The sequence below is a fragment of the Bradyrhizobium macuxiense genome, assembly GCF_007993935.1.
GTDB classification, from domain to species: domain Bacteria; phylum Pseudomonadota; class Alphaproteobacteria; order Rhizobiales; family Xanthobacteraceae; genus Bradyrhizobium; species Bradyrhizobium macuxiense_A.
In genome coordinates, this window is record NZ_VITY01000006.1 from 265,445 (window position 1) to 279,021 (window position 13,577).

The 13,577-nt window shown below is 65.7% G+C and carries 14 protein-coding genes; 9 read left to right on the forward strand and 5 right to left on the reverse strand.

Annotated features, from left to right (window positions below; all coding sequences use genetic code 11):
- Window positions 1–58: 58 nt before the first annotated feature.
- Together FBZ93_RS18220 and FBZ93_RS18225 are read right to left on the reverse strand one after the other, a co-directional pair.
- On the reverse strand, window positions 59–1,648 hold the full coding sequence (locus FBZ93_RS18220; protein WP_146987259.1) for a bifunctional 3-(3-hydroxy-phenyl)propionate/3-hydroxycinnamic acid hydroxylase: 1,590 nt from the start codon (window positions 1,646–1,648) through the stop codon (window positions 59–61).
- A 7-nt stretch (window positions 1,649–1,655) separates the two neighbouring features.
- A complete protein-coding gene (locus tag FBZ93_RS18225; protein ID WP_246667541.1) occupies window positions 1,656–2,651 on the reverse strand; it encodes a VOC family protein in 996 nt (331 codons plus the stop codon).
- Here FBZ93_RS18225 and FBZ93_RS40650 point away from each other — a divergent pair.
- Window positions 2,635–2,811, forward strand: a complete 177-nt coding sequence (locus tag FBZ93_RS40650) for a hypothetical protein (protein ID WP_167529078.1) — start codon at window positions 2,635–2,637, stop codon at window positions 2,809–2,811. The two genes, FBZ93_RS18225 and FBZ93_RS40650, sit on opposite strands and share 17 nt — an antisense overlap.
- A gap of 123 nt (window positions 2,812–2,934) precedes the next feature.
- Window positions 2,935–4,896, forward strand: coding sequence for a putative bifunctional diguanylate cyclase/phosphodiesterase (locus FBZ93_RS18230; RefSeq protein ID WP_146987452.1), 1,962 nt, complete (start codon window positions 2,935–2,937; stop codon window positions 4,894–4,896).
- Between the two features lie 22 nt (window positions 4,897–4,918).
- Here the strand turns inward: FBZ93_RS18230 and FBZ93_RS18235 are convergent, their stop codons facing one another.
- From FBZ93_RS18235 to FBZ93_RS18245, 3 genes are read right to left on the reverse strand one after another with little or no spacing between them, the layout of a single operon-like run.
- A complete protein-coding gene (locus tag FBZ93_RS18235; RefSeq protein ID WP_146987261.1) occupies window positions 4,919–5,899 on the reverse strand; it encodes a PDR/VanB family oxidoreductase in 981 nt (326 codons plus the stop codon).
- A gap of 12 nt (window positions 5,900–5,911) precedes the next feature.
- Window positions 5,912–6,658, reverse strand: a complete 747-nt coding sequence (locus FBZ93_RS18240; RefSeq protein WP_146987262.1) for a GntR family transcriptional regulator — start codon at window positions 6,656–6,658, stop codon at window positions 5,912–5,914.
- Between the two features lie 5 nt (window positions 6,659–6,663).
- The gene (locus tag FBZ93_RS18245; protein ID WP_146987263.1) at window positions 6,664–7,713 is read right to left on the reverse strand and encodes an aromatic ring-hydroxylating oxygenase subunit alpha; all 1,050 of its coding nucleotides are present in this window, start codon (window positions 7,711–7,713) and stop codon (window positions 6,664–6,666) included.
- A gap of 203 nt (window positions 7,714–7,916) precedes the next feature.
- On the opposite strand from FBZ93_RS18245, the gene FBZ93_RS18250 reads away from it, so the two are divergent.
- From FBZ93_RS18250 to FBZ93_RS18280, 7 genes are read left to right on the forward strand one after another with little or no spacing between them, the layout of a single operon-like run.
- Window positions 7,917–8,630 (forward strand): GntR family transcriptional regulator, encoded by a 714-nt coding sequence (locus tag FBZ93_RS18250; protein WP_246667542.1) that lies wholly within the window; start codon window positions 7,917–7,919, stop codon window positions 8,628–8,630.
- A 58-nt stretch (window positions 8,631–8,688) separates the two neighbouring features.
- On the forward strand, window positions 8,689–9,654 hold the full coding sequence (locus FBZ93_RS18255) for an ABC transporter substrate-binding protein (protein WP_146987265.1): 966 nt from the start codon (window positions 8,689–8,691) through the stop codon (window positions 9,652–9,654).
- A 1-nt stretch (window position 9,655) separates the two neighbouring features.
- Window positions 9,656–10,411, forward strand: a complete 756-nt coding sequence (locus tag FBZ93_RS18260; RefSeq protein WP_146987266.1) for an ABC transporter permease — start codon at window positions 9,656–9,658, stop codon at window positions 10,409–10,411.
- The gene (locus tag FBZ93_RS18265) at window positions 10,390–11,196 is read left to right on the forward strand and encodes an ABC transporter ATP-binding protein (RefSeq protein WP_246667543.1); all 807 of its coding nucleotides are present in this window, start codon (window positions 10,390–10,392) and stop codon (window positions 11,194–11,196) included. Before FBZ93_RS18260 ends, FBZ93_RS18265 begins: the two co-directional genes overlap by 22 nt.
- 7 nt (window positions 11,197–11,203) lie before the next feature.
- Window positions 11,204–12,004 carry an ABC transporter permease gene (locus FBZ93_RS18270; RefSeq protein ID WP_146987268.1) on the forward strand — a complete coding sequence of 267 codons (801 nt, stop codon included), beginning with the start codon at window positions 11,204–11,206 and terminating at the stop codon, window positions 12,002–12,004.
- A gap of 12 nt (window positions 12,005–12,016) precedes the next feature.
- Window positions 12,017–12,682 carry a polysaccharide deacetylase family protein gene (locus FBZ93_RS18275; protein WP_146987269.1) on the forward strand — a complete coding sequence of 222 codons (666 nt, stop codon included), beginning with the start codon at window positions 12,017–12,019 and terminating at the stop codon, window positions 12,680–12,682.
- A complete protein-coding gene (locus tag FBZ93_RS18280) occupies window positions 12,679–13,548 on the forward strand; it encodes a fumarylacetoacetate hydrolase family protein (RefSeq protein ID WP_146987270.1) in 870 nt (289 codons plus the stop codon). Before FBZ93_RS18275 ends, FBZ93_RS18280 begins: the two co-directional genes overlap by 4 nt.
- Window positions 13,549–13,577: the final 29 nt, after the last annotated feature.

A 13,577-nucleotide genomic window follows, 5' to 3' on the forward strand; every position in this document is an offset into this window, starting at 1 on the left:
TCTTGACGCGTTTTCTTCACGCGAACCGGTGTCCACTTCGCTCGAAAACGCTCTAGTGCTATGCGCTGAGGTTCTGGAGCAGTTGCCCGACAAGCATATTGAGCTCGTCGGCGTTCTCGGCGGCGCCGAATACATAACGGTCGGGCCGTACAATGACGGCCGACGCGCCGTATTGCTGCATCCATCCCGCGAACAGCTCGTCGCGCTCGACCACGGTCAGGATACCGTCGGCATCGCCACTTTCGCCTGAAGTGGTGATGACGACGCGCTCGCCGGCGAGATGCTGCCAGGCGGCACGAAATGCCTCCGACAGCCACGTCATCGGCTCGGCCGCCGCCGTCACGATCGCAAATTCCCCTTGCAGCAAATCGTCGAGCCGGCATGTCCGCCCATTAGGCGCACGCACATGCGGCTGCACGAACAGCAGCCCGGCGAGCACAGCATCGCGCGCGATCAGACCGGAGACGAGATCGGGGATGAATTTCTGCCTGATGGTTTCGGCCTTGCCGGCCTTCAGGTCGGCGCGCAGCCGCAGGTCGCGTTCGGCCGCCGCCACCGGATCAAGTTCGCCGATGATCTTGCCGAACTCCTTGGCGCTGGCGACGACAGCGCGGACATGCGGCTTGCGCTCGACCTCGTAGCTGTCGAGCAGCGCCTCGGCGGCGTCGCCGCGCAGCACCAGCCTTAGCTTCCAGGCCAGGTTCACGGCATCGCGGATGCCGGCGCACAGCCCCTGCCCGAGGAACGGCGGCGTCTGATGCACGGCATCGCCCATCAGCAGCACGCGGCGGTCGCGCCAACGCTGGCCGAGCAGCGCGTGGAAGCGGTAGACCGCCGAGCGCCAGATCGTGAGATCGGAGATGTCAGTGAAGCCCTGCAGCAATCGCACGACATTGTCGGGTGCGCCGGCCGCCTCGGGATCCTCGCCCGGCAGCAGCTTGATCTCCCAGCGCCGCAGATTGCGCGGGCCCGGCACGAAGGTGCCGGGTCGCGACGGCCAGCAATACTGAAAACTCCTGGCCGGCCGCTTGGCGGGATCGCTGGTCAGCGTATCCACCACCATCCACCATTCATCGAAGGCAAGGTCGTCGAGGCCGATGCCGAGCTGCTTGCGGACAAAGCTGTTGGCGCCGTCGCAGCCGACCAGATAGCGCGCGCGAATCAGGAACTCCTCACCTCGCTCGCAACGCGCGGTCAGCGTCACCGCGCCGTCGCCCTGCTCGAGCGCGACGCCGGCGGTCGCAAGGAAAACGTCGGCATGCGGATATTCGGCGAGCTTGTCGCGCAGCGCCTGCTCGAGGTCGGGCTGCACGAAGGTGACGTTCGGAATCCAGCCGAGCGGAAACGGCGGCGGCATCGGGTCGAAGATCTTGATGATCTCGCCGTCGACGCCGAGATAATGCGAGCCGTTATGCGGGGCGATCGCCTGCTCCATGAAATCGCCGAGCCCGATCGCCTGCAGCACGCGCAGCGCCTCGTGATCGAGCGTGATCGCGCGCGGCTTGTCGTAGATGTCGGCGACGCGCTCGACGACGGCGACCCGCAAGCCGGCTTTCGCCAGCAGATTGGCGAAGATGGCACCGACCGGCCCGAGGCCGACGATGGCCGCATCATAGATCGCATCATGCCGGGGGTTCGCGACTGACATCGACATGCTACTTCGCGAGGTAGCTCTCGAGCGTCAGCGGCTTCGGCTTCAGCTGCGGCTCGCGGATCGGAACATCGGCAAACGGCGTCGCCTCCTCGAACCAGGCCTGCCGCGCCGGCAAGCCCCATGGAAACGAGATTTTGTGGTCGGACGGATCCCAGCCGATCGGTTCGTTCTCGATGTCCATGATCTGGTAATGCGTGTTGAACAGTTCGACGCGATGCCCGTCGGGATCGCGCATATAGACATACATCGCGTGTCCCGGCCCGTGCCGCCCCGGGCCGCGTTCGACGGCCGCACCATAGCCGAGCTCGCCGGCGAGATCGCAGGCGTTCAGCAAATGATGAATCTCGGGCGCGAGGAACGCGAAATGATGCAGCCGCGGTCCGGCGCCGTTGAAGAACACTATGTCGTGCGGATTGCCCTTGCGCTGCAGGAACACGCCGCGCAGATCGAAGGTGCCGGCCGGCGCGATATATTCGCTGAGCCGGAAGCCGGCCGCGGTGTAGAACTCGCACGCCTTGCGCACGTCGGGCGTCAACACCTGATAGTGATCGAGCCGCAGTGCCGAGCCGCCGGCATGGCGGGTGAATTTGGTGATCATGCGCGGCTCGACCGGCATGATCGCGCAGAACTCCAGCGGCGTGCCGGCCGGATCGGTCGCCTGCAGGGTGCGGCCCTGGTGCGGCACCTCGGCCCAAGCTGCCTTGCATCTATTTGCTTCGAGGAAAGCCTTGAGCCGGTCGAGGTCATCGTCCCTGAACACCCGCAGGCCAAGCCGTGCGCAGACTGCGCCCTCGCCCTTGCGCAACACAAGGCTGTGATGACAGGCCTCCTCGACACCGCGGAAGTAGAGCGTGTCGCCCTGCTCCGCGGTCAGGATCAGCCCGATCACCTTTTCGTAAAACTGCCGGCTCGCCGCGAGGTCGCGGACGGTCAGGACGACGTGGCTCGCCCGCGTGATACGAAACCCGGGATCGTGGTTCGTGGCCGGCAAGCTCATGTGCACCTTCTGGTTTTGGCCGTTCGCGGGAACCCAACTCATTGCGAAAAACCGGCGGGCGATCAAGCAGCGTGGCGGGCAATCTCTGCCGGTCCGTGACATCACGTCACGCATTTGTATCGATTTGTTAGCAATGCCCGCCGGTGGAACCGAAACGTGAGCCGACCGTGGCACGGTCTGTGTCAATAGTTCATAGTTTGTCAAAGGTTTGCAGAGAATTCTTCGGCGCTGCGCCATGGCCAACCGCGCAAGCGACGTCGTGACGCGCAGGCAACGTAGTGAGATGCGTACCTATCTCAGATCATATTTCGCGGCCCTGTTCGCGGGTGACCTCGCGGCCTTCGGCGCACCACCGACGGATGAAGCGCTAGCCGGCCACATCCGCGCCGAGCAGGTCTCGCTCGTGCTCGGCTATTCCTTCGGCATCATGCTGGCCAACGCCTGCAACGCGCTGGTGCTCGCGGCTGCGTTGTGGCAATCGCCCGATTGGATCTTTGCGCTGGTATGGGCGGCCGCCGTGAGCAGCGCGGCACTGTTCTTCGGCCTGCAGGCGCGCGCCTCGCGCCGCATCGCCAAGCCGCAATTCGTCTCGCGCCGAACCATGTACCGGCTGGTGCGCAATGCGCTGGCGCTCGGCGCCGCCTGGGGCGTCGTCCCCGTCGCCTTCTTCGCGAACGCATCGAGCGGCGCCCAATTGGTGATCACGTGCCTTTGCGCCGGCATGCTGGCCGGCGGCGCCTTCGCCTTCTCCACCATCCCGATCGCCGCGATCGCGTTCACCGCGCCGATCTTCGTCGGCACCGCGATCTGCCTCGGCCGCGACGGCGACTTCATCTATCTCCTGACGGCGGTCCTCGTGCTGGTCTACGGCTCCGTGCTGCTGCGCGGCGTCTTCGTCAATGCGTTCGAGTTCCGCCGGCGGATCATCGCCCAGCATGAGGCCGAGCGGACGGTGCGGCAGGATCCGCTGACGCATCTGCCGAACCGCGTCGCCTTCAACGAGGCGCTCAACGGCGCGCTGAACCGGCTGTCGCGCTCGGGCGAGGAATTCGCCGTGCTGCTGCTCGATCTCGATCGCTTCAAGGAGGTCAATGACAGGTTCGGCCGTCCGGCAGGCGACGAATTCCTGGTGCAGGTTGCTGCCCGGTTGCAGCGCTGCACGCGCGCGGCCGAGCATGTCGCGCGGATCGGCGGCGACGAGTTCGCGCTGATCATGTCCAATCTGACCCGGCCCGAGGACGTGCTCGCGATCGCCGAACGGTTCGTCGCGGCCTTCGCCGATCCGTTCCCGATCGACGGATTCGAGATATCAAGCGCGATCAGCATCGGCATCGTGCTCGCGCCGCGCGACGGCAACACATCGCACGATCTGCTCAAGCATGTCGACATCGCGCTCTACCGCGCGAAGAAGTCCGGCCCCGGCACGATCTGCTTCTTCGAGGCGAGCGACGACCAATCGGCGCGCGACCGCCGCGCATTGCAGCGCGATCTGGAACAGGCGATCGAGGAGAACCAGCTGTTTCTCGTCTACCAGCCGTTCCTCGACATCCGCAAAGGCCGCATCACCGGCTTCGAGGCGCTGTTGCGCTGGCAGCATCCGGAGCGTGGCCTGATCCCGCCGAGCGTGTTCATTCCGATCGCCGAGGAGAGCGGACTGATCCACCAGCTCGGCGAGTGGGTGATCCGTCACGCCTGCGCGATGCTGTCGCGCTGGCCTGACGACATCAGGATCGCGGTGAATTTCTCCGCGGTCCAGTTCCAGAACGTCGGCATCCTGCAGACCATCGTCGAGGCGCTTGCCGAGGCGAACGTCGCGCCGAACCGGCTCGAGATCGAGATCACCGAGTCGATGCTGATCTCGAAATACGGATCGGCGCCCGCGATCCTGAACGGGCTGCTCGAGCTCGGTCTGACGGTCGCGCTCGACGATTTCGGCACCGGCTTCTCGTCACTGACCTATTTGCGCAAGCTGCCGTTCAGCCGCATCAAGATCGATCAATCCTTCATCCGGGACATGCTGACCCAGCCGGATTGCGCCGCGATCGTCAAATCGGTGATCGGCCTCGCGCAGGACCTGCAGATCGGCGTCGTCGCCGAAGGCGTCGAGACCGCCGACCAGCTCGAATATCTGCGCCAGACCAGTTGCGACGAGGTCCAGGGCTATCTGATCGGCCGGCCGATGTCGGCCGGCGAGATCACCGCCCTGCTCGATCACGATCCGCAGCACTCGGTGCACGCGGCGTAGCCTGATCGAGCGCCCGCGCGCGTCACAGCACGTCGGCGCGATGCAGTGTATCCACCGTGATGGTGCCGCGCGCCCGCGAAACGCACGCGCAGATCTTGCGGCTTTCCCGCTTCTGGTGCTCGCTGAAGAAGACGTCGCGATGGTCGATCTCGCCGTCGACACCGACCACATCCAGCGCGCAGACGCCGCATTCGCCGCGCCGGCAGTCGCTCATCACCTCATGACCGGCGTCGTTGAGCACCTCCAGCATCGAGCGGTCGTGCGGGATCACGAACTCGGTGCCCTCACCTCTGAGCCGCACGCGGAACGCCTCGGTCGGCAACAGCCCGCTCGATCCAAAGGTCTCGTAGCGCAGATCGGTCATCGCCCGGCCGGACGCCTCCCAGGCGCGCCGCGCTGCATCGAGCATCCGCATCGGGCCGCAGAACAACGTCATCGTATCCTGCGGCAAACCGCCGAAGACGCGTTCGAGGTCGAGCCGCCTGCCCTCGTCGCCGGCATGGACGATGAGGCGCTCGCCGAGCAAACCTTCGAGCATATCGAGATAGGCCGCATCGCTGCGCGTGCGCACGGCATAGTGCAGCACAACCCTGGCATCGCGACGCGCCAGCGCCTGCGCCGCGCCGACGATCGGCGTGATGCCGACGCCGCCTGCGATCAGGCAGAACTGCCGCCGCGTCCAGTCGAGCTGCACCAGCGAGGCGGGCTGCGTGATGTTGAGCCGCGCCCCCGGCGCGAGCGACCACATATAGCGCGAGCCGCCGCGGGAATCCGGCGCGCGCCGCACCGCGATCCGGTAGCCCTGCGGATCGACTTCGCCGACCATCGAATAGGAACGGGTCTGCGGCTGGCCGTCGATGGTAACGCCGACATCGATATGGCTGCCGATGGGATAGGGCGCGCCGGTGAAATGATCCGGCCGCAGCAGGAATTCGCGGATGGTGGGCGTGAGATCGCGCACAGCTTGCAGCGTCGCTGATGTCCAGGTTTCGATGAATCGCATGGCGCGCTCCGTTCAGCCTGATGTGATCAGCGCCAGCGCCGGCAGCAGATCGAGGTGGGTGCGGTTGCGCAGCGCCAGCCGCAGATTGCGCGCCGCAAGCCTTGCATGCTCGCGCATGACCGCTTCGGCGCGCGCGCCCTCGCGGTTCTCGATGGCGTCGACCACCACGCGATGATGATCCTGCGCGATCAGCAGGATCTGGCGCGCCTCGGGCAAGGCCGATTGCGCCATCACAAACGCGCTCGGCGAGGCGAATGGCAGCGCCGAGGCGCGGTCGATCTGCCGGATCAATGGTGGGCTGCGTGACAGCTCGGTGAGCAGCGCGTGGAATCGGGCGTTGAGCGCGACATAGGACGAAAACGCCTCGACCGAGATCGGATCCTGCCGCACCAGGCCTTCGATCTCGTGGAGGCATTCCTTCAGCGGCTCGAGATCGCGCGACGACACGCCGCGCTCGGCGGCAAAGCGCGCACCCAGCCCCTCCAGCGTGCCGCGCAGCTCGATCGAATCGAGAATGTCGCGCTCGGAGAATGCCTTGACCATGAAGCCGCCGGAGGGGATCGCCTCCAGCAGGCCTTCCTCCTCCAGCCGGACCAGTGCCATTCGCACCGGCGTGCGCGACACCCCGGTGATCTCGACCGCCTGCAGCTCGGAGATGCGCTCGCCCGGCCGCAGCCGGCCCGAGAGAACGAGGTCACGCAGCGCAAGCTGCGCGCGCACGGTCTGCGACACGGAGCGATCGGTTTCGCGTTCCGCCATACGGCCTACTCCGCCGCCTGCAGCTGCTGCGGCGGGTTCTCCTTCGCCACCATGCGGTCGATGACGCGCCGCGCCCACATCGCGCCGGCGTCGATGTTGAGATTGTAGAACACGCGGTCCGGATTCTCGTCCATCGCGCGCTGCTGCGCCTCCAGGATGATCTCGTCCTCGTGGAAGATGCCGGCGACGCCGTCGCGGATTTCGCTGGTCAGGCGCTGCTCGGTGATGCGGTGATTGCGGACGAAGGCCCAGAAGTAATGACAGGTCTCCTCGGTCTCCGGCGTGATGGTGTTGAGCACATAGCCATTGACGCCCTGCGAGCGATCACCTTCCGGCGCGCCCGATCCGGCCGGCGCGACGCCGACATCGATATTCACGGTGCACGGCGCCTCGAAGCGGATGATCTGCCAGCGATCGACCGGGCCCGGCTTCCGCAACTGCTTGGCCCAGAACGGCGGCGCCTCGATGCCCTGCATCCAGCGCGTCACGGTCACGGTCTTCTCGCCATGGGTGACGTCGAACGGCGCTTCAGCGACCGCATCATTGCCGATGCTCGAGCCGTGCACGAAGGTCTCGTGCGTCAAGTCCATCAGATTGTCGACGACCAGGCGGTAGTCGCATTTGACGTGAATGGTCTTGCCGTCGCCGGCCCAGGCCGGATCGTTGTTCCAGTGCATGTCGGGCACCAGCGCGGGATCGGCGAGCGCGGGATCGCCCATCCAGAGCCAGATGAAGCGATGGCGTTCGACAACGGGATAGGCGCGCACGCAGGCCGACGGATTGATCGTCTCCTGCGAGGGCATGAAGGTGCAGCGGCCCTGCGCATTGTATTTCAGGCCGTGATAGCCGCAGACCACGGTGTCGCCGTCGAGCCGGCCCTTGGAGAGCGGGACAAGGCGGTGCCAACAGGCATCCTCCAGCGCCGCGACCTCGCCGTCGCCCTTGCGGTACATCACGACATGCTTGCCGCAGATCGTCCGCGGCAACAGCGCGTGCTTGATCTCGGCATCCCAGCCGGCCGCGTACCAGGCGTTCATCGGAAAGGGGTTCGGCATGAAATCCTCCCTACGTTGCATTCTGATTGTATACATTGATACCAAATCTTCCGTGATTTCCAAGAAAATTTCTCGAATTTCCGACTGATGGAACTATCTCAGTATACATAAGCGGCAGCTATCGAACCAAACTGCGAAGAAAATCGATTTTCGATTGACGACGACACGGCCGTCCGCCAGTCTTGCCGGCCATGAACATCGGGTTGAGTTTTCGTGAGGGCTTGGCCGGCGACGGGCCGCGAAGCCTGACATCGGCGGTTCAGGAGCGGCTGCGGGCCGACATCCTGTCGACCCGGCTGCTTCCGGGCCAGAAGCTGCATATCGCAGGCCTCGCCAAGCAGTTCTCGGTCAGCCTCGCTGCCGTCCGCGAGGCATTGTCGCGCCTGGTGGCCGACGGCCTGGTGCAGGCCTCCGACCAGCGCGGCTTTCGCGTCTGTCCGGTCTCGCTCGCCGATCTCGCCGATGTCACGCAGACCCGGATCGACATCGAGGGACTTGCACTGCGGCGCTCGATCGAGCGCGGCGACGAGGCCTGGCTGTCGTCGGTCGCGGTGGCCTGGGAATCGCTCAAGGCCGTTCCGCATCGCTATCCCGACGACCCCACCGTGCATTACGAGGAATGGGTGGTCCGCCACCGCCTCTTCCATCGCGCGCTGGTCAATGCCTGCGGGTCGCAATGGCTGCTCGGCTTCCGCGACGTGCTGCATGAGCAGAGCGAGCGCTACCGGCGACTTTCGATCCGCCGCGAGGTCGGCAGGGCGCGCGACGTCCAGGCCGAGCACGCCGCGATTGTAGACGCGGTTTTCGCGCGTGATGCGGATGCGGCAGTTCGCGCATTGTCAAAGCACTTCGGCACAACCAGGGAATTCGTCGAGCTCGCTGCTCCGCGCATTGCGGAGGTCAACGGCACGTCCTGATCCACGGCACGCAAGGCGCCGCAAACAACAACAATCGATATCCGGGAGAAACAGAACCATGAGCATCACGCGCCGCCGCGCGCTGGCAGCCCTGATCGCCACCACTTTGCTGGCCGGCCCAGCCTTCGCGACCGACACGATCCGCGTCGGCTTGCCGACCAAGACCTATTGGCCGACGACGATCGCCGAGACCGCGGTCCGGCAGAAGCTGTTCGAGAAGGAAGGCATCAAGGCGGAACTGACGGTCTATCGCAGTGGCGCCGAGACCTTCGAGGGCATGGCGGCAGGCGCCGCCGACATCATCCTCGATCCGCCGTCGCTGGTATCGGCCGGCCGCAAGAAAGGCGTGATGTCGCGGATCGTCGCCAATGCGGCGATGGGCAATTTCGGCTGGCAGCTGATGGTGCCAACCAAGTCGACGCTCGAGGTCAAGGATCTCAACGGCAAGAAGGTCGGGATCACCGCGGCAGGCTCCGGCTCCGACCTGCTCGCGCTCTGGACCATCCAGGACAAGAAGATCGACTTTACCCGCGTGCCGGTCGGCGGCGGCGGGCTGGTGCCGAACCTGCTCGCCGGCAACGTCGATGCCGCCGTGGTCTATTCGCCGCTCAGCTTCCAGGTCGCCAAGTCGGGCGAGGCCAAGACCATCCTCGACTATGCGACCGCGGCGCCGCCGAACCTCACCGCGGGCTGGATCGTGCTCGACAAGTTCGCCGAGGCCAAGCCGGACGTGGTGCAGAAGGCCGTCAATGCGCTCTATGGCGCCGTGCAGTTCATGCGCGCCAACCGCGACGTCACCGTGAAGCTGATCGCCGACCTCTACGAGATGCCGCCCGAGATCGCCGCGATGGAATACGACAACACCATCATGAAGCTCGAGACCGACGGCGACATGGGCGCGGCCAATGTGCCGGCAGCGGTGCAGCTGTCGCTCGATCTCGCCAAGCTCGGCGGATTGAAGGACATCGTTCCGGTCGAGGACGTGATCTCGACCAAATTCAAGCCGGTTCCGACCAAGCCGTAAGATGCAGGCCACCCTCACCATCAAGCTCGCGCGGGTCGCGATCGTGATCGCGACCTTCGCGCTGTGGGAATTGTTGTCGCGGACCGGGCTCGCCAACCCGCGCCTGCTGCCGTCGGCATCCGACACGCTCGCAACGCTCGGCGATCTGCTGCAACGGTCGAGCGTCCGGACCGACCTTCTGGTGACCGCGACCGAGGTACTGACCGCCTTCGCGCTCGCGGTGCCGATGGGTGCGCTGATCGGCTTCCTGATCGCGGAGAACCGCTATTTTGCCGATGTCGCGAAGCCGCTGCTGTTCTTCGCCTTCAGCATCCCGAAATCGATCTTCCTGCCGATGTTCATCCTGGTGTTCGGCGTCGGCTTCGCGCAGAAGGTCGGGTTCGGCTTCTTCTCGACGATCTTCATCGTGATCATGTCGACCACGACGGCGGTGGAATCGGTCAAGGCCGAGCACCTGACGGTGGCCCGCTCCTACGGCGCCACGCGCGCGCAGACCGCGTTCCGCGTCTATCTGCCGAGCATGCTGCCGGTGCTGCTGGAAGCGCTGCGGATTTCGATGATCTTCAACCTCACCGGCGTGATCCTCGCCGAGATGTACGCCTCGCGCGACGGCATCGGCCACCAGATCGCGACCTGGGGTGAGAACTTCCAGATGAAGCAGCTGCTCGCCGGCGTCGTGATGGTCGCCGCGATCGCCATGACCTTCAATGAACTGATCAGATGGGTGGAAACGCGATGCAGCCATTGGCGAACGTGACACCGCTGAAGCCGCCGCCGCGCGCCGGCGCGATCGAGGTGAGGAATGTCGGTCAGGTGTTCCGGACCAGGTCCCAGGACGTCGTCGCGCTGGAGGACGTCTCGCTCGACATCAAGCCGGGACGCTTCGTCGTGCTGGTCGGCCCGAGCGGCTGCGGCAAGTCCACGCTGTTGATGATGATGGCCGGGTTGCGCGCGCAAACCTCGGGCACCATCACCATCAACGGCGCGCCGATTGCGCAGCCCGATCCGAATCGCGTCGGCGTCGTGTTCCAGGAAGCGAGCCTGTTTCCGTGGCTGACCGCGGAAGACAATGTCGAGTTTCCGCTGGCGCTGCGCGGCGTCGCCAAGGCGGAGCGCCGGGCCAAGGCGCAGGACGCGCTCAAGCTGGTCGGCCTCGAAGGCTTCGGCAAGCGCCACCCGCACGAGCTGTCCGGCGGCATGAAGCAGCGCGTCTCGATTGCGCGCGGCCTGGTGCAGGATCCGCCGGTGCTGTTGATGGACGAGCCGTTCGCCGCGCTCGACGAGCAGACCCGCATGACGATGGGCGACGAGTTGCTTCGCATCTGGGCCGCGACCGGCAAGACCGTCGTGTTCGTCACCCACAGCCTGACCGAGGCGGTCTATCTCGCCGACGAGGTGATCGTGATGTCGCCGCGGCCCGGCCGCATCGTCGATCAGTTGCAGGTCAATCTGCCGCGGCCGCGAACCTACGAGATGCTGAGCGGCGACGCCTTCGGCGCGCTGCGCGACCGCATCTGGCGGCACATCCGCAAATCGGCGTGAGACAGCGATGAGCGCGAAAACCCTTCGCCATCTGATCGTCGTCGGCCTGCTCGTGCTGTGGGAGCTGTTGCCGCGCGCCGGCCTGATCCCCGAGCTATTCCTGCCGTCGCTGTCCTCGACCCTGCTCGCCGGCTGGAACGAGGCGGCCGAATATGGCCATGCGCTCGCTGTGACGCTTTACGAGGTCGCGGTCTCGATGGCGTTCGCTTGCGGCGGCGGCATCCTGCTCGGCGCCATCGTCGGCAGCCTGCCGCGCCCGCGGCTGCTGATCATGCCGATGGTCTCGAGCCTCTATGCGGTGCCGCTCGTGATCCTCTATCCGGTGTTCACGGTGTGGCTCGGCATCGGCTCCGAATCCAAGATCGCCTTCGCCTCGATCTATGGTTTCCTGCCGACCATGCTGGCGACCGCAGCCGGAATTCAAACCATCGACCCGCAGCTGCTGCTCGCCGCGCGCAGCATGGGCGCGACGCTGAGCCAGCGGCTGGTTCGCGTCATCATTCCCGCCGCGATCCCGACCGTGCTGTCGGGCCTTCGGATCGGCGGTGCGCTCGTGATCGTCGGCGTGGTTGTCTCGGAGATGCTGATCTCCTCCGCCGGTATCGGTTATCTGATCTCGCGCTACCGCACCATTCTCGACAGCCCGCATGTGTTCGCCGGCGTGCTGCTGGTGTTGTTCATGGCGATCGCCTTCAACACCGCGATCCGCTGGGTCGAGCGCAAGGCCGCGATCTGGCAGACCGGAACGCGCGCCGGCCAGGGCGCCGCCGACGAGGTCGGCTCCGGCACGATGCAGCCGGCGACGTAAGGGGATCGTGACGTGTTCGACCTCACCTTGACATTCGACAATGGACCCGAGCCCGACGTGACGCCGCTCGTGCTCGATGTCCTGGGCGAGCGCGGCATCAAAACCACGTTCTTCGTCATCGGCGAGAAGCTCGGCGATCCCGCACGCCGGCGGCTCGTCGCCCGTGCGCACGACGACGGCCACTGGATCGGCAATCACACGTTTACGCACAGCACGCCGCTCGGCCGGCAGCCGGGCGCGGACACCGCACAGCGCGAGATCGGCCGGACTCAAGCCGCAATCGGTGAGCTCACTCATCCCAATCGCTGGTTCCGGCCGTTCGGCGGCGGCGGCAATCTCGACGACCGGCTGCTGAAGCCCTCGGTGGTCGACTATCTCGCCCACCACAAGCACAGCTGCGTGCTCTGGAACGCGATCCCGCGCGATTGGGACGATCCCGACGGCTGGACCGATCGCGCGCTCGAGCAATGCCGTGCGCAGCCATGGACTCTGCTGGTGCTGCACGACTTGCCGACCGGCGCGATGGCGCATCTCGCCCGCTTCCTTGATCGCGCCGAAGCCAACGGCGCCCGCTTCCGCCAGGATTTTCCGCCGCAATGCGTCCCGATGCGCAACGGCGAAATCGCGCTTCCCATCGAAGCCTATGTTTCCTCCATCGAACAGAGTGAGAGACCATGAAGATCGCAAGTTTCAAGGCGGCGGGCACCGCAAGCTACGGCATCGTGACCGACGCGGGGGTGATCGACGCCGGCAAGCGGCTCAGGGCGCATCCAACACTGAAGGCGCTGCTGACATCAGGTTCGCTGGACCAACTGAAGAAGCTGCTGGACGAACGCCCCGACCACGCGCTCAGGGATGTCGAGCTGCTGCCGACCGTGCCCGATCCCGACAAGATCTTCTGCATCGGCGTCAACTATGCGACGCACCTCGCCGAGAGCGGCCATCCGACGCCGCCGCATCCGATGATCTTCACCCGCTTCGCCAACAGCCAGGTCGGCGCCGGCCAGCCGATGATCCGGCCGCTGGAATCCGAGCGCTTCGACTATGAGGGCGAAATGGCCGTCATCATCGGCAAGGCCGGCCGCCGCATCCCGCGCGAGGCCGCGCTCGGCCATGTCGCCGGCTATGCCTGCTACAATGACGGCAGCATCCGCGACTGGCAGCGCCACACCTCGCAATTCGCACCGGGCAAGAATTTCGTCGGCACCGGCGGCTTTGGACCGTGGATGGTGACGACCGATGAGCTGACGGACATCAGCCAGCAGCACATCGCGACCCGCCTCAACGGTGTCGAGGTGCAGGCCGCGCCGATCTCCGACCTTGTGTTCGACGTCGCCACCCTGATCGCCTATTGCTCGACCTTCACTGAGCTCGTGCCGGGCGACGTCATCGTCACCGGCACCACCGGCGGGGTCGGCGCCTATCGCACGCCGCCGCTGTGGATGAAGGAAGGCGACGTCGTCGAGGTCGAGATTTCCGGCATCGGCGTGCTGCGCAACCCGGTGAAGGACGAAACCGCGGCAAGCGCAACGCGCGCGGCCTGATCCGGCCGCACAACAACAAGAAGGAGGAC

Coding starts and splice junctions, on each gene's coding strand:
- FBZ93_RS18220 (WP_146987259.1), bottom strand. CDS start 1,648: ATGTCAGTCGCGAACCCCCGGCATGATGCGATCTATGATGCGGCCATC.
- FBZ93_RS18225 (WP_246667541.1), bottom strand. CDS start 2,651: ATGAGCTTGCCGGCCACGAACCACGATCCCGGGTTTCGTATCACGCGG.
- FBZ93_RS18230 (WP_146987452.1), top strand. CDS start 2,935: ATGCGTACCTATCTCAGATCATATTTCGCGGCCCTGTTCGCGGGTGAC.
- FBZ93_RS18235 (WP_146987261.1), bottom strand. CDS start 5,899: ATGCGATTCATCGAAACCTGGACATCAGCGACGCTGCAAGCTGTGCGC.
- FBZ93_RS18240 (WP_146987262.1), bottom strand. CDS start 6,658: ATGGCGGAACGCGAAACCGATCGCTCCGTGTCGCAGACCGTGCGCGCG.
- FBZ93_RS18245 (WP_146987263.1), bottom strand. CDS start 7,713: ATGCCGAACCCCTTTCCGATGAACGCCTGGTACGCGGCCGGCTGGGAT.
- FBZ93_RS18255 (WP_146987265.1), top strand. CDS start 8,689: ATGAGCATCACGCGCCGCCGCGCGCTGGCAGCCCTGATCGCCACCACT.
- FBZ93_RS18260 (WP_146987266.1), top strand. CDS start 9,656: ATGCAGGCCACCCTCACCATCAAGCTCGCGCGGGTCGCGATCGTGATC.
- FBZ93_RS18265 (WP_246667543.1), top strand. CDS start 10,390: ATGCAGCCATTGGCGAACGTGACACCGCTGAAGCCGCCGCCGCGCGCC.
- FBZ93_RS18270 (WP_146987268.1), top strand. CDS start 11,204: ATGAGCGCGAAAACCCTTCGCCATCTGATCGTCGTCGGCCTGCTCGTG.
- FBZ93_RS18280 (WP_146987270.1), top strand. CDS start 12,679: ATGAAGATCGCAAGTTTCAAGGCGGCGGGCACCGCAAGCTACGGCATC.